A 21,236-nucleotide genomic window follows, 5' to 3' on the forward strand; every position below is an offset into this window, starting at 1 on the left:
TACAATAAAAATATAAATTTGCAACTATTAGTATTTAATCATCTATATAACCTTACCCTTTTGGAAAATAAAAAAGCAAGCAAATTAATCGATAAAATTTTGGATGATCTTGATAAAACAGGCATCAATACAGATACATTAATTGAGGATATCAAAGAGTTAAGAACTTATGCTTTAGAAGAGCAAATCCCTTTAGTAGTAAAAGTTCTTAGGTTTACTTATGAGCATATCGAAAAAAACAACTCATTTCTTATACCTATTCCAGATGATGAACCTATTGACGATGAAGATTCTACTGAGGAAAAAGAGGCTGTTGATCCTATAGAAAGCCTTAAATATTTAATATCTCTTACAAAAAGCCTTAAGAACAGGATGAATATATCTGATCTAAAAGAATACAGAGATGCTTTAATGGAATATTAATTTAGTTTATAAAACGTCACACAACAAACATACATAGAATAAAAAAACCTGCAAATTTGCAGGTTTTTTTATTCTATGTATGTGTAATTATTATCGTATTATCTTCGTGCATCATAAATCCTAAATCGTACTCCTACTCTTGCATAAACATCAAAGAATTTACTACCCGTGTTAGTTAGATTATCTACAAAATCATTCATTACTCCAACTTCTGCCATAACATCAAACATTTCTCCAATCATCTGTGAAAAACCGACTCCATATACGCCTCCAATAATAAGCTGTTCATATTCTTTATCTTCTAATTTCCTTCCATCAATTTTGAAACTTGTATTAACCCTAAAAGATGGTCCTACATTTATAAACCCACGAAATCTATCTTTTCCACCCCCTGTTAAATATCTAAATTTTGGGTTAAACCCTACCTGAAGTGTTTCTGCATCCCCCACACCTTCTATTTCACTAGTACGTTGTAATAAATCTAATGAAAAAACAATACTTGTTCTTGCTCTAACTCCCATTAAATAACCATACCCGGCATTAATATAAAATCCAGATCCTCCTGTTGTTTCGCTTGTTTCAAGATCTAACTTAGAAAAAGTTGCTCCACCAGAAACTTCCCAACGATATTGTCCATAAGAAGCAATAGAAACCGCTAAAAAGAACATAAATAATACTATTTTTTTCATTATTTCATATTTAAATTTGTGCTTGTATTAAAGCGAAAGTACTAAAATTTAAAAAATGACCATAAAAAAACCTATCATACGACAGGTATTTTTATAATCTATATCATAAAATCAATCTTATTTATGCATAAAAGACTGTTTTTGTAATAAAAACTCTTCTGTTTCTACAATATCTTCATCAGGAACACAACAATCTACAGGGCACACCGCAGCACACTGTGGTTCTTCATGAAAACCCTTACATTCAGTACACTTATCAGGTACAATATAATAAATCTCATCACTTACTGGCTCTTGTGCTTCTTCAGCATTTACAGATTTACCTCCAGGTAACACTAAGTCTCCTTCTAAATCTGTACCATCAGAATATCTCCAATCATCCGCTCCTTCATAAATCGCAGTATTTGGACATTCTGGCTCACAAGCGCCACAATTTATACATTCATCTGTTATTATAATTGCCATAGCTCTTTTTTATTCTAAATTTGCAGTACAAAAATAGCTCGTAAACTAGTGATAAACAAATAAGAAATGTTATTAAATGATCGTGTAAATGCTTTTTCTGAATTAGGGAAGTTCCTTAGCCAATTTAAAACAACTGGTTATGAGAAAGTTAACTCTGTTTTATGTAATGAAGATTTTTTTGAGGAAATGTCTCAAAAAATTGATACCGCTGTACATCATAACGGATGGTTTACAAAAGAAAATATACTTTTTTCTCTAAAACAATGGGGTAATGCACTTACTAAAGAAAATCTTGATAATTGGTTATCCTCTTATTCTTTAACAAAAAATAAAGCTAAAACTATAGGTACAATAATGGCAGGAAACATACCTCTGGTAGGGTTTCATGATTTCCTTTCCGTACTAATTTCAGGAAACAAGATTTTAGTAAAGCAATCTTCTAATGATAATCAATTATTACCCTTTCTATCTACATATTTAATTGCAATTGAACCAAGATTTAAAGATCGAATATCATTTACTTTTGATAAACTAAAAAGCTTCGATGCTATTATTGCAACAGGAAGTGATAATACATCTCGATATTTTGAATATTATTTTAGTAAAGTCCCCAATGTTATACGGAAAAATCGAAATTCTGTTGCTGTTTTAACAGGAAGTGAAACAAAAGAAGAACTACAAGCTCTGGGTGAAGATATTTTTAGATACTATGGGTTAGGATGTAGAAGTGTATCCAAAATAATGATTCCGAAAAACTATAAATTCGACTTGTTTTTTGAAGCAATGTATGATTATCATGACATCATGAATAGTGCAAAATATGCCAACAACTACGATTATAATAAAGCGGTGTATTTAATGAGTAATTACAAATTATTCGAAAATGGCTTTTTAATGCTAAAGGAAGACGAAAGTTATGCTTCTCCTATTGCAACATTGTTCTATGAAAAATATGAGTCTATAGATCTATTAATAAAAAAAATAGAAAAGGATAAAGAAAAGATTCAATGTATTGTTGGTAATAGTTTTTTATCTGGATGTATCGAATTTGGCCAAACTCAAAATCCAATGCTTTCAGATTATGCAGATGGTATAGATATTATTGAATTTTTAACAAAAATTAATTGAATATTTTATCAATTTGACAACACTTTTCTATCATATTATTAGCACCTTTGTGGGGATTTCTTCTTTATCACAAAAGAAAAGAAAAGAAAAAACACCATAACTATTTAACTATAACAAACTACTAAAAAACTGGTATAATTAATTTAATTAAAGAAGTTTTTATGTGGACATAAAACAATAAAAATCAACATGAAAAAGCATAATTTTAGCGCTGGACCTTGTATTTTACCACAAGAAGTATTTAAAGAAGCATCACAAGCAGTGTTAGATTTTAACAACTCTGGTCTTTCAATTTTAGAGATATCACATCGTAGTAAAGATTTTGTTGATGTTATGGAAGAGGCACGTAGTTTAGCTTTAGAATTATTAGGGCTTGAAGGTAAGGGATATAAAGCCTTATTTCTTCAAGGTGGAGCTAGCACTCAATTTTTAATGACCGCATATAACTTATTACAAACAAAAGCAGGATATTTGAATACTGGTACTTGGAGTGATAAAGCTATAAAAGAAGCTAAGTTTTTTGGGGAGGTGGTTGAAATAGCTTCTTCAAAAGACCGTAATTTTAACTATATACCCAAAGGCTACAATATACCTAAAGACCTGGATTATTTACATTGCACAAGTAATAATACAATTTTTGGAACTCAAATAAAAAAATTTCCAATTACAGATGCTCCTTTAATCTGTGATATGAGTAGTGATATTTTTTCTAAACAATTAGATTTTTCAAAATTTAGTTTAATCTATGCTGGGGCACAAAAAAATATGGGACCTGCAGGAACAACCCTTGTGGTTATTAAAGAAGATATTCTAGGTAATATAGAAAGAAAAATTCCTTCTATGTTAGATTATCAAACTCATATAAGTAAAGCTAGCATGTATAACACCCCTCCTGTATACCCTGTATACGTCTCTATGCTTACTTTAAGATGGCTTAAAAAGCTTGGAGGTATATCTGCTATAGAAGAATTAAACGATAAAAAAGCTAATCTTCTATATTCAGAAATTGACCTAAATCCATTATTTAAAGGCTTTGCTGCCAAAGAAGATCGCTCTAATATGAATGCAACCTTTACTTTGGCAAACGAGGATCTTAAAGAAACTTTTGATGCTATGTGGACAGAAGCAGGAATTAATGGTCTTAATGGTCATAGAAGTGTTGGAGGATACAGAGCTAGTATGTATAATGCTTTGTCTATGGAAAGTGTAGCTGTGCTTGTAGATATAATGGGGGATTTAGAACGTAAAGCATAAATCACATTACATATTTTAACCATAATTATTTAAAGTTAGTTAATTTAAAATATAAAACTTAAAACTTAATAATGAAAGTATTAGCAAACGATGGGGTTTCACAAAGTGGAATTGAGGCTTTAGAAAAAAAGGGATTTGAAGTTTTAACCACTACAGTTGCCCAAGACCAATTGGTAGATTATATTAATAAAAATGAAATTTCTGTGCTACTTGTTCGTAGCGCGACCAAAGTAAGAACAGATATTATAGATAATTGTCCATCTCTTAAGATAATTGGTCGTGGTGGTGTAGGAATGGACAATATAGATGTAGCCTATGCACGTGAAAAAGGGTTACATGTAATCAATACTCCCGCCGCATCTTCTGGATCTGTAGCAGAATTAGTTTTTGCTCACCTATATGGTGGTGTCCGTTTTTTACATGATTCTAATCGTAATATGCCTCTGGATGGAGATAGTAAATTCAAAAATCTAAAAAAAGCATATGGTAGTGGTATTGAATTAAGAGGTAAAACACTTGGTGTAATTGGTATTGGTCGTATAGGACAAGCCACAGCTAAAATTGCAATAGGTGTAGGAATGAAAGTAATTGCATACGATCCTTTTATAGAAGAAATAGAAATTCCTTTAGACTTTTTTGATGGCCAATCTTTAAAATTTAAAATTAAAACTGTTTCAAAAGAAGAAGTTCTTAAAAGTTCTGATTTCTTTACATTACATGTTCCTGCACAAAAAGAATATGTTATCGGAAAATCTGAAATTGAGCAAATGAAAGAAGGAGCAGGAATTATTAATGCAGCACGAGGTGGAGTAATAGATGAAGTAGCATTAGTAGAAGCTCTAGAAAATGGAAAATTAGGGTTTGCAGGCTTGGATGTATATGAAAACGAACCTAATCCTGCTATAAAAGTATTAATGAATACAAAAATATCATTAACTCCTCATATAGGAGCTGCTACAGGAGAAGCTCAAGATCGTATTGGTCAAGAATTAGCAGAACAAATCATTAAAATACTTAATTAGTATTTTAAACATACAAATATTAATAATAAAACGTCATTTTAAAATTAAAATGACGTTTTATGTTTTTTATCCCAAAAAATTGTCTTTCGTCTTTTTTTAATAAAATAAAACAGCTACTTGTTAATAATTTTAACATTAAAAATGTAAATTTAGGTTCACTAAAAACTTTATTAACTATGTCAGGAATTTTAGACCTTTTAAATAGCCCAATGGGTAAACAAATTATCAGTGGTGTTAGTTCACAAACCGGACAATCCGCAGATAAGACAGGTGACTTATTAAGCATGGCAATGCCTGTATTAATGGGTGCAATGCAACGTAACGCTTCTACTCCTGAAGGTGCTTCTGGATTATTAGGAGCAATAACTGGTAAACATTCAGGTAGTATTTTAGATAACTTAGGCGGTTTATTTGAGGGTGGTGTTGATGAAAGTGTGACCAATGACGGAGCTGGTATTCTAGGTCATATTCTTGGTGGTAAACAACCAGCAGTAGAAAATGCTTTAAGTCAAAAGTCAGGAATCGATGCTGGTTCTGTCGCTCAAATTCTTAAAGTTGCCGCACCAATTCTTTTAGGAGTTTTAGGAAAACAAGCAAAACAAAGTAATGTAAATGACTCTAACGGGCTTTCTAGCTTATTAGGTACTATGTCTGGGGGATCTAAAGGATCTCAACAACAATCTTTGATTGAATCTTTCTTAGACGCAGATGGTGACGGAAGCATCCTTGATGATGTTGCTGGAATGTTATTAAGCAGTGGTGGAAAGAAAAAAGGAGGATTAGGAGGACTCTTAGGAGGGCTTTTTGGAAAATAAATACCTATTATAACCTTAAATTATGGTTAAAGCCGAGGGTTACCCCTTGGCTTTTTTGTATTTTAATAAAAATAAAAATAATGAGGGGTTTTATCTATACATTTTTTCTATGGATATTTGTCATTAGTTGTTCTACAATTAATAAAAAGCACACAACTATATCCAATTCTAACACAAATTCTGACACTCTTAGGATTGCTAATGATAGCCTTGAATATGAGATAATGATTATTGAACCTGGGTTTAATTCTTGGATTTTAACTCAAAGACCCAGAGGTTTTTACACAGAAACGTTTTTAGAAAACAGAAATCGTATATATGTTACAGAATATAATCAACGTGTTTTACAACCCCAACGCTTTGACCCTTTATTATACGAACAACAAATTAATTATGACCCTACAATTAGTTATGGTTATGAAGTTAACTACCTTTTATATAATTACTTTATTTACTTTGAACAACAATTTAACCAACGATTTATTGCTACCAGAGGTAGACGATATTGATTTTAATTCTTTTTAATTGTACTTTTGCGTCATGCAAAAATTTAAAGATCGTTGGGAGATAAAACGTAATTGGCAATTAATATTTCCAATACTAGGTATATTAAGTTTAATATTCTCTTCTTACCTAATTGCTAAATATATTTTGAATCTAATAAATATACAACAAACAGATGTCTCTTATTTTGGCGTCTTATCTGCTATAATTATTATTATTTCCTTTATATTTCTTTTTATTACCTTAAGATTATTTAATATTCTTGAACCGAGATGGAAGGTTAATTATAGGTGGGAACTTATTGCTATATTTATAGCTTTTGCCATAACAGGATCTACTGCAGCTCGTATTTCTGATCCAATACTTTCATTTTTAAGTTTAGATAGAAGCTCGACTAATGCATGGATTTATTGGCCTATAAGAATATTAATAGTTTTTCCTATATACCAAATTCTACTTCTTATTGTAGGTTGGATTTTTGGGCAATTTAAATTTTTCTGGAGTTTTGAAAAAAAGATGCTTAACAGAATGGGGCTCGCTCGTTTTTTTTAAAAACAACTAAGAAATATCCAGATCAATAACATCCTCTACTTTTTCTTTTTTTATTACATAAGTATACACCCACATTATAGTAAATGTTGGAATAATATCAAAACCTGGTAAAGCTTCTTCTATCAATGTAAATACTCCTGCAGCTTTCCCTATGTTACCTTTATACATCCTTGTCATTAACCATCCTGCTATGGGTGCCCATACAACATCTGTAAACTCTAAAACACCAGGAACTATATAAGATATCATTCCTATTCCATCAAAAAGTAAACTTAAGCCTAATTTTTTGTATTTATCTTTTGTCATATTTTTTTAAAATAATTAAAGTTTAATATACCAAAAGTAAAGCAAAGAGTATTCCAAAAAAATATTACCCTAAATCGGCAGTAATTAATTTTAAAAATTCTGAACGAGTCTCTATTTTTTCAAATTGTCCTCTAAATCCTGAAGTAGTTGTTACAGAATTTTGTTTTTGTACACCTCTCATCATCATACACATATGAGATGCTTCTATTACAACAGCAACTCCTTTTGGTTTTAAAGTAGTATTAATACATTCTAAAATATCATGAGTAAGTCTTTCTTGCACTTGTAATCGTCTTGCAAATACATCTACAATTCTAGGCAATTTACTTAACCCAACAATATAACCATTAGGGATATAAGCTATATGAGCTTTTCCAAAAAATGGTAACATATGATGTTCACATAAGGAGTATAATTCAATATCTTTTACGATAACCATATCATCATAACTTTCCTTAAACATAGCACTTTTAAGGATTTCTGCGGGATCTTGATGATACCCTTGTGTAAGGAATTGCATAGCTTTCGCTGCTCTTTCTGGAGTTTTAACGATACCTTCTCTATTTACATCCTCGCCAAGGTTTTTAATAATAGATTCAAAATTTTCTTTTACTTCTTCGGTTACGTTTATATTGTATTCTTCGAAATTTTTATACGGCATAGGAATTACTTCAGATTTTCTTTTTTTATTTTATCTTCAAAGATAATACTTAATTTATTAAGCTTTGGGTTTATCACAAACTCACAGTAACTTTGCTTACTATTTTGGTTATAATAATCTTGATGATAGTTTTCTGCATTATAAAATACATCTAATTCTGTTACTTCTGTTACAATAACATCTTCAAAAATATTCTTATTAGTTAGTTCATCAATAACTTGCTCTGCTATTTTTTTTTGTTCTTTGTTTGTATAAAAAATAGCACTTCGGTATTGTGTTCCCTGATCATCACCTTGACGGTTTAGAGAAGTAGGATCATGAGTAGCAAAAAATATATCCAGTAACTCCTTATAACCAATACTTTGAGGATCATATGTGATTTTAATCACTTCAGCATGCCCTGTTTGGCCTGTACCAATATCATTATATGAAGGGTTTTTCATTGTCCCTCCAGTATATCCCGAAATTACTTCATCAACCCCCTCTAAACGTTGAAAAATTGCTTCTGTACACCAAAAGCAACCTCCTGCAAGTACTGCTACTTCAAATTTATTTTCTGTCATAGTTTATAAAAAATAGTTTTTAACGAAAGTACACATAAAGCAAATGTTTTTTAACTTTTTAACTTTTCATTAGTTACACAAGTCATAATATCATTGTATTCTAAAATATCAAAAAAAACAAGATTTATACCTTTAATGATTATATTTAAAACCTAGGTTTTGGGGATTCTAAGGATATTGATTACTTTCACTGCTTCAAGTTCAAAAAGCAAATGATTAAAGCTAATAGTATTCATAAAAATTATGGAGATCTTCACGTCCTTAAAGGTGTAAATCTTCATATAACTAAAGGAGAGATTGTTTCTATTGTAGGAGCTTCTGGAGCAGGAAAAACTACATTGTTGCAAATTTTGGGGACTCTAGATCGAGTTAGTAAAGAAAAAGAAAGTCAATTATTAATTAACGAAATTAATATTAATACTCTTTCACAAAAACAACTTTCCAAGTTTAGAAATGAGCAATTAGGTTTTATTTTTCAGTTCCATCAATTATTACCAGAGTTTACAGCTCTAGAAAATGTTTGCATTCCTGCTTTTATAAAAAAAACTCCAAAATTAGAAGTAGAGAAACGAGCTAAAGAACTTTTAGACTTTCTTGGTTTATCTCACCGATATAACCATAGACCAAAAGAATTGTCTGGAGGCGAGCAACAGCGAGTGGCTGTAGCTAGAGCTTTAATTAATAATCCTAAAGTAATTTTTGCAGATGAGCCCTCTGGAAATTTAGATAGTGAAGCTGCAGAAAATCTACACAAGTTGTTTTTTAAACTAAGAGATCAATTTGGACAAACCTTTGTTATAGTAACTCATAATAAAGAGTTAGCAGATATGGCAGATAGAAAACTAGTAATGGTTGATGGCAAAATTTTAGAGTAGTTAGTTATAGTATCTTTTTTATAGGAATCATCTTTTATTTTTTTTGAAGGTATGTATGTTTATACCATTGTAAAATAAAAAAAAGACTGCCTTTTCAGACAGTCTCTTTCTTATAATTTCAAAGTTCTTAAAATAAGTGTTTTAATATATATAACGTAATGCAGTTACATCATCGTTACTAAAACGACCACTAGATCCAAATGCTGCACATGAAATCATGTAAGATGATCTATCTACACCTGTAGTAGTACCAGGAATATGGATAGCTCCAATACCTCCGTCACCTTCATTACTACCATCGCATGATCTAGCAAACCAATCTGTATGGCGTAAACCTATACAATGACCCATTTCGTGTAATATTACATGTTTAGAATATGTTGTACCGTTTCTACTTACACTTTCTCCTATTCTAGCCCATTTGTAAGGTCTTCCTCCTGAAGGGAATCCAGCTTGTCCTCCTGAACCTAAACCTCTTTCAACATATACTACGATATCTGCTGCTTGATGATTAGTACCAAAACTAAGATTCATTCTAAGCGTTAATCCTAAACTGTTATAACTGTCTACAGCTTGTCTTAAACCTTGTTGTGCAGTTTGATCTAATCCATTACCACCGCCACCAGTGTATCCTAATACTGTGATTGTACGGGCAGAAACAAGGTTTCGAGTTCTATATTGTTTGTTTCCATTTTCTGCTGCACCTAAATTTTCTTGATCAAAAAGTCCTTTTACAGGCACTTCAATACCTTTACCATTAACAAGGTACTCCTCTGTATTACCGTCTAAATTTTTGATTTTATCGATAGTAACATCGTGTGTATTTACTCCCATATCAGTTAATTTAAGGAGCTGTTCTTTTGTTGGAGTATTACTTACTTCACTTACCTCTGTAGTAACTTCTTCTTTTTGGCAAGAAGTAATACATCCAGCAACGATTGCGCTAAGCGCTAATAATTTGATAGTTTTCATATTGTTGTAGTTAAATTTGTGTAAAAATAGAAGCCCAAAGGCTAATATTATAGTTTCAATAAAAAATGCATCAAGAACTTTGAAATTGTATTAAATTTTTATGCAATTTTGAGTATAAAATAATTTTTAATAAAAAAAGTATGGCAAAGCATAAACCGGATCGAAAACTTAAAGACCCCTCTTAATCAAAATGTGGAAAGCATTTTTTGATTCAATTTTCGATATTATATTTTTTTAAATTTAACCTCATAAATACTTCTAAAGAATTTAGAGACATAAATTTTAAACTATAACATGCCGGTTTATTACTTTGCAAATTATCTAGAATAATTTTCTTTAAGTAGATTTATTAAAGATTTCCTTTTGTTTCAGAAGCGAAATCTGAATGATATTGAAGAATGTTTTCATAAGTATAAGTTTGTGTAAATTAGTTAATGCGAAATTGGGTAAAAAATAAACTGAAATCAACTTTTGAATGTCTATTATCATGATTTCAGATGTCTTAAATCATGATAATAGACATTTTTATACATTATAAAACATTGATTATAAGAGAAATAAAAAAAATTAAAAACCAATAAAAAATAGCCTTAAAAAAAACAGTCTATATATCTAAACTCAAGACTTCAGCCCCTCAGACTCTATTAAAACTAGATTGATTTGGAAGTATTAATACGTATTTTATTATACAATGAAAATATCTTTATTATTCAAAATTTCTGTATGATTTCTTGGATCAATTACATGGCATAGAATAAAAAATTATAAGAGAAGATAAGTATTCATAATATTTATAGATACTTTGGGTAAAAACAAAATTAGAACACCAGTTGGTGTCTCAATAATAAAATCGAGACTAGTTAAAAGCAACTCAAAACAATAAATAGCTGTTATTTAACATGACATAAAATAGCCTAATACACATATACTATTCTTAAACCTTTTCTTTTTTAGCATATATAGAAGGAGAAACGCCTACAATATCTTTAAAATTCTTATAAAATGAAGCTCTGGAGTTAAAACCTACTTCATTAGCAATAGCAGAAATACTAAATTTCTTATGCCTATCCATAGATAAAAGTTTTTTAAATTCTTCGATTCTATAATAGTTTATATAATTATTAAAATTTTTATGTTCTATTCTATTAATTGCTTTAGAAATTAATCTTTCTGGGAGTTTAATATCATTAGCAAAGGTTTTTAAACTTATAGATGGGTTTAAATATGCTTTTGTTTCCAACATATACTCTTCAATTACTTTTATAGTATCTTCTAACTCTGCTATAGTTCTCTTTTTCTCTTCTGGAGAAATTATATTAATAATATTAATTTGCACTAAGCTCGCTATAGTAATATAGTAAAGAGATAGCAAATATATAGAGTCAGAGACTACACTTAAGTATTTCTCTTCAGGAAATATTCGGGTTGCATTAGCAAACAAATTGAAACATATACATATTACACAAAATATGGTTAACCAATTAAGAGATTTAAATTTTGTGATTTCGTAAAAATCTGGCAATTGTTTTTTATGCTTAATATTAATTCTAATAATTAAAAAAGATAACATCATTATGTATAATGACGCAAAAACACGAGTAATAGTAAAAAAATTATTGTTTTTTAAAGTGGTATGTAAATCTGGGTTTTGAAGCACTGCAATAAAAAACACAGAGGTAAACAAAAACTCAAAAATAGCAGGGATATAATAATAGAATTTATTCTTTATCCTAATTCCAGAAGTTTCTGCTGCATAGAAGAACAAAAAGTTCATACTTAAAAAATCAAGTCGAAAAGGAACATAATAAATAGCAGGGTGCTTGATTACATTAAATCCATATAATAAAAGAAACTCTACTAATAGTGTTACAAAAAACAATCCTAGATATCTATTTACTTTTGCTTTCTTTGATCTAAAAAAAAGTAAAACAATAGAAATTACAAACGTTTGTAAGCCACTTATTAAAAATAAACTATCTATAATTTTCATTTCATAAATCTTTAACTAGCAAAAAATTCACTGACTGCTATACTATCTAGATATTATAGAAATTATTTCATTATAATCCCAAAATATAAATTTAATTTTGGATTGCCGTAAAATTATTAAACTTTTTAACAGATTGTTTTATTGTGTTTAAAATTTAAAATTATCTTTTAAAAAAACTATATTATATAATTACTGTGAAAAAACTTACAAAAACAGAGCTTAAAGAATTTTTAGACGAAAAAGCTTCTTTTTATGAACAACCAAAGTTTATTGAAACTGATCCTATACAAATTCCACATTTATTTACTCAAAAAAAAGATATTGAAATTTCTGGATTTCTTACTGCTACCATTTCATGGGGAAATAGAAAAAGTATTTTAAAAAACGCACATAAGTTAATGAGTTTGTTAGGGAACAGTCCTTACGATTTTATAATGAACCACAGCAAAACTGATATTCATAACTTAGAAGGTTTTGTACATAGAACCTTTAACAGTAGCGATCTAACCTATTTCATTACTGCTTTACACCATTTATATAATACATTTGGTGATATGGAAAGTTTTTTTGAGCAATATAAAAAAGAGAACAACTTACAGAGTGCCATACATGATTTTAAAAAAGTCTTTTTTAGTTTACCACATCCTTTAAGAACTGAAAAACACATTAGTGATCCTTACAAAAATTCTGCTGCAAAAAGAATTCATATGTTTTTACGATGGATGGTTAGAGATAATAGTGCTGGTGTAGATATGGGGATCTGGAACAGCCTCTCCCCTTCTCAATTATCATGCCCTTTAGATGTTCACTCTGGAAATGTAGCCCGTAAACTAGGATTGCTGAAACGTAAACAAAATGATGGAAAAGCATTGTTAGAATTAGACACCAAATTAAGAAAATTAGACGTTATAGACCCTGTTAAGTATGATTATGCATTATTTGGATTGGGTGTATTTGAGAAATTTTAAATTTAGAATGACTCTAAAAAGTGATGTTTATTTTACATTAAGAACATTAAGATGATGTTTCTTTAATAAATATAAAATATATACATAAGGTTGTTGAAGCATGTGGTAAGTTAAATTTGTAGAAACAAAAAACCACACAATCATGAAAAATCATCTTTTGGCTGTTGCTTGTTTAGCTACAACCGTATTTTTAGCTTCCTGTAATCTAGACGATAATACAGGAACTCCACCATCACCAAATAAGAAAATTGAATTAAAAAATCATTCCATTTCACCTGTTTTAGTAAAAAAAACATCTGAATTTTCTAATATAGAAATTTATAACTTACTTTCTTCTGAAGACACATATATCCCTAACTTTACTTATGGGTCCATGGCTGATGGTGCAGGTTTACTAAAAAATAGAAACGGATCTTATACTTTAATTAATAATATTGAAGCAGATTATTCGATTGCTAGAATAACCTTAGATGAAACTTTTAAACCAATTAAAGGAGAACATATACTTAACGCTATAGCTACAGCAAATACCGCTCAATGTTCTGGGTCTATGATTACTTTAGAAGAACATGGTTTTGGACCATTATATCTTTCTGGAGGTGAATGGGGAGGTTCCTCTAAAGGAGTTTTTGCAACAGATCCTTATAAAGACGCAGGTGCAGCTTCAGCTCCTAGGATGTTAACAGCAATGGGGCAATGGTCTACTGAAAATGCAGTTGCATTAAACAAACGTGCATATCCTGGAAAAACTATCGTATTTATTGGTGATGACAACAGTAACAACGAAGTTCCTTCTGGACAATTAGGAATGTATGTAGGTGATCACGGAGATCTAGAAGGTGGCAAATTATATGGACTAAAAGTGACTGCTCCTGATGTTACCTATGAAATGGATATGGAAGAAGGTGTATCTTATTCTATGGAATTTGTAGAATTATTAGAAAAAGATATAGACCTGTTAGATGCCGAAGCTAAAGAAAAAGGAGTTATGGGATTCTCTAGATTAGAAGATATCGATTGGAGAAGAGGATATAGCAGAAACAATAATAGAGAAGTATATTTTGCTGTAACTGGTAGAGATAAGCCTGGATTAATAGGAAAAGGAACACGTTCTGGAAGAATCTACAAAGTAGAATTAAATAGTAGCACCCCTTATGGTTCAGGTAAAATAACCTGTGTTTTAGATGGAGATAAAGTTGGAGGTAAAGCAGAAGCTTTTCATAGTCCAGATAATATTTTGGTAACCGAAAACTATGCATACATTCAAGAAGATCCTAACGGAATTCAAGATTTCAAACCAGCTGCAGATCACTACTCAAGGCTTTATCAATATAATCTAAATACAGGAGAATTAAAAGTAGTACTAGAATGCGATCAGGTTAAAGCAGCCGCTGCTGGATATGGTAATGAAAATGGAATCTGGGAGATAACTGGTATGATAGATATATCTGATGTAATTGATGTTGACAAGACCTTCCTTATGATTACTCAAAATCATGGATGGGAAAGAACAGATGGTGTTCCTTTTACAGATCCTACAGCAAATCCTGATGTTGCTAATAGTAGAAAAGAAGGAAGTATGCTATACATAATCAAAGGTTTAGAAAGATAGAAATATATGGTTTCAATCTCATACAAGTATACTAAAGAGGCTTATTTTATGATAAGCCTCTTTATCTTATTCTTATCTATTGTTTTTAGTTCTTGCTCAAAAGAAGTAAAAGAAGAAAAAACTTCTTTTAACGTCTTAATGAAAGAACAATTCACTAAAGATATTTCTATGGCTATTGATTTTATAGACAGTGCCAAAACTAAAAACAGTGACCTAAAAAAGACCTTTTTAGAATCCCGAAAATATTTTAAAAAGATCGAACCAATTTTGGCTTCTTTGGATATAGAAAATTATGGGTTTTTAAATCAACCAAATATCTTAAAAATTGAAGAAGAGGATTATACTGATATTAAAATAAAAAAACCTAGTGGATATCAAGTTCTGGAAGAAGAAATATTTACAGAAAACATAGACTCTTTAGTAGTAGAGAAACATTTAAACTTAGTGTCTAATAGATTAAAAATTATTAAAAAAAATATAAGATTTAGTCATTTAAAAACATATCATTTTTTATGGTTATTAAGAAAATCTATTATTCAAGTTGCCCTTACTGGAACTACTGGTTTTGATTCCCCTGTACTCGAAAACTCTTTAGAAGAATCTAAAATAGTGTACCAAAGTCTGAAAACATATATAAATATTTTTAAAGATGATTTTAAAGACAAAGAACTTTTTAATACTTGGAATGACGAGATAAATAAATCTATTAAAAATTTGTCGTCCGATTTTAATAAATTTAATAGGTATGATTTTATTAAAAACAATACACATGTACAATTAAAGATTTGGAATAAAACTGTTGCAGATTGGAATGTTAGTTTCCCTTTTGAGTTAGCTATAAAAAACGATGCTACATCGCTTTTTTCTGAAAACACATTTAATCATGTATATTTTGCAGAAAAAAACTTAGGAAAAGCAACCGATGAAAAAATTGCTTTAGGTAAAAAACTATTTTATGACACAAATTTATCGGCAGAAAAAAAACTAAGCTGTGCAACGTGCCATCATCAAGATAAAGCATTTACAGATGGATTAAAAATCGGTACAGGAGTAACCAGAAATACTCCAACCCTATTGTATGCAGGTTTACAACAAGCCTTTTTTTATGATAAAAAAGCTGGTAGTCTAGAAGGTCAGATTATAGCTGTAATAGAAAACGAAAATGAATTTCATACCGATCTAAAAACTCTAAGAAAAGTAGTTGTTCAAGATAGTACCTATACCAAAAAATTTCAAACCGTATTTAAAAATAATAAAATAAGTGATTCTCAAATTAGAAATGCAATTGCCAGTTATATAAGAGATTTAGCACCATTTAATTCTAAGTTTGATCGAAATATAAATAATTTAGAAAACACGCTTACTCAAAGTGAAATAAATGGCTTTAATCTATTTAGCGGAAAAGCTAAATGTGCTACTTGCCATTTTGCCCCTATTTTTAATGGCACAGTACCCCCTAACTATAGAGAAACAGAAATCGAATGGATTGGAGTACCCGAAGAAAAAGATACCATAAATGCTATTATTAGTAAAGACTTAGGTAGATATTATGTGTATAAAACTCCGGAAAGGAAACATTTTTTTAAAACGTCTACTGTTCGAAACATCTCCAAAACTGACCCTTATATGCATAATGGAGTTTACACTACACTAGAAGAAGTTATGGATTTTTATAATCGAGGTGGTGGCACTGGTATAGGTATCGAAAGTGATTATCAAACATTACCTCCAGATCCATTAAATTTAACTATTAACGAAATAAAAGATATAATTGCTTTTATGAAAAGTTTAGAGGATAAAATACTAGAAGAGTATTAGCTTAGTATTTTAGAATATAGTTGAAGAGAATAGAAAATTCTTTGCTTCTTATTCTCTTCAACTATAAACACCTACCCGAATTACATATAATTATCAGATGTTTAACAATAACATCTAATCGTACTCAATCAATGAGTTTTGTAAAGATTTATGTTCAGAGTCACACTATTTTTAACTTTGAAATTGTGCGTGTATAGATTAAATTTATTTTTTAAGTATTCAAAGCAAAAAATCTAAGCATAACTGTAGTTACAGTTATATTTTTTTAGCGAAGAATAGATGAAAAATAAATAATTCATTAGTGCTATTTCAAAGTTAAAATGGTATCAACTATGAATTAATCTATTTGAGCTGAAAAATATACTTCATCATAGTGATTTGATGTCGAAAGTATTACCAAATAATCACCAGAATCTTCCAAAGATTCAGATTCATATTCAAAAAAACCTGTATTGGTTATCGTTTGATCAAATACTGGAATATCGTATCGGTATCTAAAATACACTCCAAAATTTCCGATAAATGACCTCCTATATGCCTGAATTCTTACAGTTGATGAATTTAGATATTCTTTATTCCATTCAAGATTCCAATACAAATTACCAAATACAAATTCTTCTCCATCTTCAGGGTAAGAGATGAATTCATCATTTGACCCATAGAGAGATTGTATGTCTGAGATATCATCAAAAGATAAAAATCTTTGAGAACCAGTATATCTAGGATACATAATATCAGCTATACTAGAGGTGTGATCTAAACCTAAAGCATGTCCGATTTCATGGACAGCTACTGTTACAAGATCAATAGGTTCTCCACTCGAATTATTTATCTCATTACTCCATGTTTTATCATCATTAAAATGGATATAATTTCCAGAATACCCTGCATGTGCTAATGTAGTATTATTACTGAATCCATCATCGTTGTTTGGACCTGTATGAACGCCTGGATAAAATCCAATTTCTATATCCTTATATTTACTATTTAAAACTCTTGTAAATCGAACAGGAATAACAGTTTCCCATAAAGAAAATGCTTCTTCTATTGCCGATAACTCTAAATCACCATTAATATCCGATGTTCCATTTGTATAGTAATAATAAATATAATTCCTGTTCCAGTTTTTTCTGTATGCCCCCTTTGTTACATTTATACCATTTGGTACATCTGGAAAATCGTCAAACCAAAAACCACCTTCTCCATCAGTTCCGTCCTCCCCGTTTATTCCATCAATTCCGTTAATACTGTCTTTACCATCTTCACATCCTATAAAGGATATTAAAGCAATAGAAACCATAAAAATTCGTAAAATAACTTTGTGTAAAATAATCATCTTTTTCTAAATTTAATTTGTTATTGTTTTACCATAAAAGTATTTTGCTCTTGTAACAAATGGATTAATTAATAAATGTTATTAGGCAAACCTAACTTTAAGTTTTAGTTAGAATAGTTACTTAAATGTTGCTATTTAGAATCATTCCGTATTGTTTAAAACGGAACTTGTATTACTGTTATAACATTAACAACTAACATAAAAACGGGCTGTCTATCCTCTTTATAAACTCATAGGATAAAGGAAGATTTTTTTGAATATTCTCTTATTAGTAAAACAAGAAAGATATCGATAGTAACATTTTTCTAAAACCTAATTTCATTTTTAAATATGTATGTACAAAAATAAAATCATGAAATTACGGTTATCCAATAAAATTGATATATAAAGCTAATAATTTCGTAATATCTGGCTTATTTTTGTTAATTTTATTAAGAATTGTATTTTGAGTATCAATTCATCAATCAGAATGATTTCAACTACCATACCCATAAATGAAAATTTTAGGCTTGAGGCCCTAAAATCATTAGATATTCTGGATACTGAATCTGAGAAAGAATTTGATGAAATTACAGCTTTAGCAAATTTTATATGCGATACTGAAATCGCATTAATATCTCTAGTAGATATAGATAGACAATGGTTTAAGTCAAAAAATGGCATCCATATTTGTGAAACTCCGCGCAATAACTCCTTATGTTCCTATGCTGTTTTACAACCAAATCAACCATTAATAATTAAAGATACTCGTGAAGATGATCGTTTTAATACAAGTCCTATATTTCTAGAAGAAAAACCTATTATTTTTTATGCAGGAATACCACTTGTCGATAAAAATGGTTTTGCATTAGGTACCTTATGCGTAATGGACAACAAACCCAGAGAACTTTCAGAAAAACAACTGGAATCTCTTAATGCTTTGGCTAAACAAGTTGTCATCCTTTTTGAATTAAACAAAAAAAATAATGACCTCGAAAAAATACAACAGAAGTTAAAAAAAAGAAATGAATCTCTTAGAGAGTTTGCAAGAGTAATTTCTCATGATCTTAAAATGCCTTTGGCTAATATAATTACTTCGACAGATTTATTAAAACTTATATTGAAAGATAAATTAGATAAAGAAAGTTTAGAGTATTTTGAATATATCAAAACTTCTTCTTTTTCTATGAGTAACTATATAAATGATGTTCTGGATCATTATGAAAGTGAAAGCCTTATTAATAATAGTCCAGAAGAGTTTTATCTAAATCATCTATTAAAAGAAATTGTTGATTTACTTAGTATCAAACCTAATTTCAACATCCATTTCCCTGAAGGTAACCCAATGATAAAATCTAATAAACTTGCATTAAAACAGGTTTTTTTCAACCTTATTGGTAACAGTATAAAATATAATGATAAAGAACAAATAATCATATCTATCGAAGCCAGTCAAGATAAAAAATTCTATTTTTTTAGAGTAACAGATAATGGGATGGGTATTCCTGAAGATAAATTAACTACAATTTTTGATCTTTTTACAACAGCAAATGTTACTGATCGAAGTGGAAATAAAGGTAATGGTATTGGTTTATCTACAGTAAAAAAGCTTATTCAAAACCTTGGCGGATCTATAAAAGTGATTTCTGAAGAAAAGATACGGACCACTTTCGAGTTTTCTATAAAAAAAGTATATTAGATAGTGTTTGGCTTAATTGTAGCTATACAAGCTTCTGCACATTTTTCTCCATCAATTGCAGCAGAAATTATACCACCAGCATACCCTGCTCCTTCCCCGCAAGGGTATAACCCTTTAATTTGTACATGCTCTAATGTTTTCCAATCTCTTGGAATACGAACAGGTGATGATGTTCTGGATTCTGGAGCATGAACCACAGCTTCATTAGTAAGGTATCCTTTCATACTTTTATTAAAAGCTTTAAAACCACTTTGCAAGGTATGATGGATAAATTCTGGAAAAACAGTAGTCATATCTACAGAAGTAAGACCTGGTTTATAAGATGTTACAGGAAGGTCTATAGATTTTTTTCCTGCTACCATATCTACTAATCTTTGCGCAGGTACACGTTGCGTTTCTCCTCCTATCTGCCAAGCTCGTTGCTCTATACTTTTCTGAAAATACATTCCTGATAAAGGTCCAAATTTAGAAAACGGGGCAAAATCTTCCATTCGCAACTCTACTACAATACCACTATTAGCTGTAGGTTGATCCCTTTTTGATGGAGACCACCCATTAGTCACCACTTCTCCTGGGCTTGTTGCACACGGCGCAATTACCCCTCCTGGACACATACAAAAAGAATACATGCCTCTTCCTCCCACTTGTTTTACTATACTATAAGGTGATGGTGGTAGATATTCTCCTCTAACTTCACATTTATATTGGATTTGATCTATCAGTTGTTGTGGATGTTCTACCCGCACTCCTAGTGCAAAAGGTTTTGCTTCTATTTCTATCTTTTTTTGATATAAAAGTTCAAATATATCTCTGGCTGAGTGACCTGTAGCCAGAATAACCTTATTAGTCGCAATAGTATCTCCATTTAAAAGGGTAACACCGTTTATTTCAGAATTTTTAATTTCAAAATCCGTAACTCTGGTATTAAAATAAATCTTACCTCCTCTTTCTAGTATTTTTTCACGTATTGCAGCTATAATTCCTGGTAACTTATTAGTTCCTATATGAGGATGTGCTTCTACCAAAATTTGATCTGTTGCTCCAAATCCTACTAAAAGCTCTAAAATTCTATATACATCTCCTCTTTTCTTAGATCTCGTATATAATTTACCATCACTATAAGTTCCTGCACCACCTTCACCAAAGCAATAATTAGAATCCTCATTTACAATATGATCTCTATTAATTGCTTTAAGATCCCTGCGACGAGATTTTACATCTTTTCCTCTTTCCAATAATATAGGTTTACACCCCAACTCAATACATCGCAAAGCTGCAAACAACCCAGCTGGACCTGCCCCGACTATAACAATCTCAGGAGCAGAAGAAACATCTGGGTACTCTGGCAAAACAATTGTTTCTTTTATAAAATCTTCTTCTATATAAATTCTGACTTTTAAGTTTACTTTAATTAGACGTTGTCGTGCATCTATAGAACGTTTAAGGATTTGTATGTGCCTTATTTGATTTAGTGGTATCTCATTTTTATGAGCTAAATAATCTTTTAACCTATCTAAATCTGCCGCTATCTCTGGAGAAACTTGTATGGTAAACTCGTGCTGCAATCTTATTATTGTTTCTAATTTTTGACGAAGATACAATATT

General features: G+C 30.2%; 21 protein-coding genes. 12 read left to right on the forward strand and 9 right to left on the reverse strand.

Translation table 11 applies throughout. The features are described 5' to 3' along the window. The first annotated feature begins 60 nt into the window (after positions 1 to 60). A complete protein-coding gene (locus H527_RS0102255; RefSeq protein ID WP_027411202.1) occupies positions 61 to 423 on the forward strand; it encodes a hypothetical protein in 363 nt (120 codons plus the stop codon). Between the two features lie 98 nt (positions 424 to 521). On the opposite strand, the gene H527_RS0102260 is transcribed toward H527_RS0102255, so the two are convergent. Then, positions 522 to 1,112 carry an outer membrane beta-barrel protein gene (locus H527_RS0102260; RefSeq protein ID WP_027411203.1) on the reverse strand — a complete coding sequence of 197 codons (591 nt, stop codon included), beginning with the start codon at positions 1,110 to 1,112 and terminating at the stop codon, positions 522 to 524. A gap of 117 nt (positions 1,113 to 1,229) precedes the next feature. Beyond that, a complete protein-coding gene (locus H527_RS0102265; RefSeq protein WP_027411204.1) occupies positions 1,230 to 1,577 on the reverse strand; it encodes a 4Fe-4S dicluster domain-containing protein in 348 nt (115 codons plus the stop codon). A gap of 66 nt (positions 1,578 to 1,643) precedes the next feature. Here H527_RS0102265 and H527_RS0102270 point away from each other — a divergent pair, with 66 nt between their 5' ends. The 6 genes from H527_RS0102270 to H527_RS0102295 all read left to right on the forward strand — a co-directional run bounded on the left by H527_RS0102270 (position 1,644) and on the right by H527_RS0102295 (position 6,852). Further along, on the forward strand, positions 1,644 to 2,705 hold the full coding sequence (locus H527_RS0102270) for an acyl-CoA reductase (RefSeq protein ID WP_027411205.1): 1,062 nt from the start codon (positions 1,644 to 1,646) through the stop codon (positions 2,703 to 2,705). A gap of 189 nt (positions 2,706 to 2,894) precedes the next feature. After that, positions 2,895 to 3,959: a 3-phosphoserine/phosphohydroxythreonine transaminase gene (gene serC, locus H527_RS0102275; RefSeq protein ID WP_027411206.1), complete on the forward strand. Its 1,065-nt coding sequence runs from the start codon at positions 2,895 to 2,897 to the stop codon at positions 3,957 to 3,959. A 71-nt stretch (positions 3,960 to 4,030) separates the two neighbouring features. Next, complete coding sequence (locus H527_RS0102280) at positions 4,031 to 4,981, forward strand: D-2-hydroxyacid dehydrogenase (protein WP_027411207.1); 951 nt, start codon at positions 4,031 to 4,033, stop codon at positions 4,979 to 4,981. A 176-nt stretch (positions 4,982 to 5,157) separates the two neighbouring features. After that, the gene (locus H527_RS0102285) at positions 5,158 to 5,796 is read left to right on the forward strand and encodes a DUF937 domain-containing protein (protein WP_027411208.1); all 639 of its coding nucleotides are present in this window, start codon (positions 5,158 to 5,160) and stop codon (positions 5,794 to 5,796) included. 80 nt (positions 5,797 to 5,876) lie between these two features. Beyond that, the gene (locus H527_RS0102290; RefSeq protein WP_027411209.1) at positions 5,877 to 6,305 is read left to right on the forward strand and encodes a DUF6146 family protein; all 429 of its coding nucleotides are present in this window, start codon (positions 5,877 to 5,879) and stop codon (positions 6,303 to 6,305) included. Positions 6,306 to 6,336: 31 nt separating this feature from the next. Continuing rightward, positions 6,337 to 6,852 (forward strand): DUF6787 family protein, encoded by a 516-nt coding sequence (locus H527_RS0102295; protein ID WP_027411210.1) that lies wholly within the window; start codon positions 6,337 to 6,339, stop codon positions 6,850 to 6,852. 6 nt (positions 6,853 to 6,858) lie between these two features. Here the strand turns inward: H527_RS0102295 and H527_RS0102300 are convergent, their stop codons facing one another. From H527_RS0102300 to msrA, 3 genes are all read right to left on the reverse strand, one after another. Further along, on the reverse strand, positions 6,859 to 7,158 hold the full coding sequence (locus tag H527_RS0102300; protein WP_027411211.1) for a hypothetical protein: 300 nt from the start codon (positions 7,156 to 7,158) through the stop codon (positions 6,859 to 6,861). A 64-nt stretch (positions 7,159 to 7,222) separates the two neighbouring features. Beyond that, a complete protein-coding gene (gene folE, locus H527_RS0102305; RefSeq protein WP_027411212.1) occupies positions 7,223 to 7,819 on the reverse strand; it encodes a GTP cyclohydrolase I FolE in 597 nt (198 codons plus the stop codon). 5 nt (positions 7,820 to 7,824) lie between these two features. Continuing rightward, a complete protein-coding gene (gene msrA, locus H527_RS0102310; protein WP_027411213.1) occupies positions 7,825 to 8,382 on the reverse strand; it encodes a peptide-methionine (S)-S-oxide reductase MsrA in 558 nt (185 codons plus the stop codon). Between the two features lie 212 nt (positions 8,383 to 8,594). On the opposite strand from msrA, the gene H527_RS0102315 reads away from it, so the two are divergent. Then, positions 8,595 to 9,257 carry an ABC transporter ATP-binding protein gene (locus H527_RS0102315; RefSeq protein ID WP_027411214.1) on the forward strand — a complete coding sequence of 221 codons (663 nt, stop codon included), beginning with the start codon at positions 8,595 to 8,597 and terminating at the stop codon, positions 9,255 to 9,257. A gap of 141 nt (positions 9,258 to 9,398) precedes the next feature. Here H527_RS0102315 and H527_RS0102320 read toward each other — a convergent pair whose 3' ends face one another. Then, positions 9,399 to 10,229: a M57 family metalloprotease gene (locus H527_RS0102320; RefSeq protein ID WP_027411215.1), complete on the reverse strand. Its 831-nt coding sequence runs from the start codon at positions 10,227 to 10,229 to the stop codon at positions 9,399 to 9,401. A 934-nt stretch (positions 10,230 to 11,163) separates the two neighbouring features. Beyond that, positions 11,164 to 12,219 carry a helix-turn-helix domain-containing protein gene (locus tag H527_RS0102325; RefSeq protein WP_027411216.1) on the reverse strand — a complete coding sequence of 352 codons (1,056 nt, stop codon included), beginning with the start codon at positions 12,217 to 12,219 and terminating at the stop codon, positions 11,164 to 11,166. Between the two features lie 194 nt (positions 12,220 to 12,413). Between H527_RS0102325 and H527_RS0102330 the strand changes: the two genes are divergently transcribed. The 3 genes from H527_RS0102330 to H527_RS0102340 all read left to right on the forward strand — a co-directional run bounded on the left by H527_RS0102330 (position 12,414) and on the right by H527_RS0102340 (position 16,617). Then, entirely contained in the window at positions 12,414 to 13,187 is a 774-nt protein-coding gene (locus H527_RS0102330) for a TIGR02757 family protein (RefSeq protein WP_027411217.1), read from the forward strand. A gap of 142 nt (positions 13,188 to 13,329) precedes the next feature. Beyond that, positions 13,330 to 14,799 (forward strand): PhoX family protein, encoded by a 1,470-nt coding sequence (locus tag H527_RS0102335; RefSeq protein WP_027411218.1) that lies wholly within the window; start codon positions 13,330 to 13,332, stop codon positions 14,797 to 14,799. A 6-nt stretch (positions 14,800 to 14,805) separates the two neighbouring features. Continuing rightward, positions 14,806 to 16,617, forward strand: a complete 1,812-nt coding sequence (locus H527_RS0102340; protein ID WP_027411219.1) for a cytochrome-c peroxidase — start codon at positions 14,806 to 14,808, stop codon at positions 16,615 to 16,617. A 337-nt stretch (positions 16,618 to 16,954) separates the two neighbouring features. Here H527_RS0102340 and H527_RS22990 read toward each other — a convergent pair whose 3' ends face one another. Further along, complete coding sequence (locus H527_RS22990) at positions 16,955 to 17,953, reverse strand: matrixin family metalloprotease (protein WP_051316597.1); 999 nt, start codon at positions 17,951 to 17,953, stop codon at positions 16,955 to 16,957. A 445-nt stretch (positions 17,954 to 18,398) separates the two neighbouring features. On the opposite strand from H527_RS22990, the gene H527_RS0102350 reads away from it, so the two are divergent. Next, positions 18,399 to 19,631 carry a sensor histidine kinase gene (locus tag H527_RS0102350; RefSeq protein WP_229809228.1) on the forward strand — a complete coding sequence of 411 codons (1,233 nt, stop codon included), beginning with the start codon at positions 18,399 to 18,401 and terminating at the stop codon, positions 19,629 to 19,631. Here the strand turns inward: H527_RS0102350 and H527_RS21250 are convergent. Further along, on the reverse strand, positions 19,628 to 21,196 hold the full coding sequence (locus tag H527_RS21250; RefSeq protein ID WP_035087224.1) for an NAD(P)/FAD-dependent oxidoreductase: 1,569 nt from the start codon (positions 21,194 to 21,196) through the stop codon (positions 19,628 to 19,630). The genes H527_RS0102350 and H527_RS21250 overlap by 4 nt on opposite strands. Positions 21,197 to 21,236: the final 40 nt, after the last annotated feature.

Origin of the sequence: Aquimarina muelleri DSM 19832, from assembly GCF_000430665.1 — a bacterium.
Taxonomy (GTDB): domain Bacteria; phylum Bacteroidota; class Bacteroidia; order Flavobacteriales; family Flavobacteriaceae; genus Aquimarina; species Aquimarina muelleri.

Excerpts from the sequence above, each read along its gene's own strand:
- H527_RS0102260 (WP_027411203.1), bottom strand. The coding sequence starts at position 1,112 with ATGAAAAAAATAGTATTATTTATGTTCTTTTTAGCGGTTTCTATTGCT.
- H527_RS0102265 (WP_027411204.1), bottom strand. The coding sequence starts at position 1,577 with ATGGCAATTATAATAACAGATGAATGTATAAATTGTGGCGCTTGTGAG.
- H527_RS0102270 (WP_027411205.1), top strand. The coding sequence starts at position 1,644 with ATGTTATTAAATGATCGTGTAAATGCTTTTTCTGAATTAGGGAAGTTC.
- serC (WP_027411206.1), top strand. The coding sequence starts at position 2,895 with ATGAAAAAGCATAATTTTAGCGCTGGACCTTGTATTTTACCACAAGAA.
- H527_RS0102280 (WP_027411207.1), top strand. The coding sequence starts at position 4,031 with ATGAAAGTATTAGCAAACGATGGGGTTTCACAAAGTGGAATTGAGGCT.
- H527_RS0102285 (WP_027411208.1), top strand. The coding sequence starts at position 5,158 with ATGTCAGGAATTTTAGACCTTTTAAATAGCCCAATGGGTAAACAAATT.
- H527_RS0102290 (WP_027411209.1), top strand. The coding sequence starts at position 5,877 with ATGAGGGGTTTTATCTATACATTTTTTCTATGGATATTTGTCATTAGT.
- H527_RS0102295 (WP_027411210.1), top strand. The coding sequence starts at position 6,337 with ATGCAAAAATTTAAAGATCGTTGGGAGATAAAACGTAATTGGCAATTA.
- H527_RS0102300 (WP_027411211.1), bottom strand. The coding sequence starts at position 7,158 with ATGACAAAAGATAAATACAAAAAATTAGGCTTAAGTTTACTTTTTGAT.
- folE (WP_027411212.1), bottom strand. The coding sequence starts at position 7,819 with ATGCCGTATAAAAATTTCGAAGAATACAATATAAACGTAACCGAAGAA.
- msrA (WP_027411213.1), bottom strand. The coding sequence starts at position 8,382 with ATGACAGAAAATAAATTTGAAGTAGCAGTACTTGCAGGAGGTTGCTTT.
- H527_RS0102315 (WP_027411214.1), top strand. The coding sequence starts at position 8,595 with ATGATTAAAGCTAATAGTATTCATAAAAATTATGGAGATCTTCACGTC.
- H527_RS0102320 (WP_027411215.1), bottom strand. The coding sequence starts at position 10,229 with ATGAAAACTATCAAATTATTAGCGCTTAGCGCAATCGTTGCTGGATGT.
- H527_RS0102325 (WP_027411216.1), bottom strand. The coding sequence starts at position 12,219 with ATGAAAATTATAGATAGTTTATTTTTAATAAGTGGCTTACAAACGTTT.
- H527_RS0102335 (WP_027411218.1), top strand. The coding sequence starts at position 13,330 with ATGAAAAATCATCTTTTGGCTGTTGCTTGTTTAGCTACAACCGTATTT.
- H527_RS0102340 (WP_027411219.1), top strand. The coding sequence starts at position 14,806 with ATGGTTTCAATCTCATACAAGTATACTAAAGAGGCTTATTTTATGATA.
- H527_RS22990 (WP_051316597.1), bottom strand. The coding sequence starts at position 17,953 with ATGATTATTTTACACAAAGTTATTTTACGAATTTTTATGGTTTCTATT.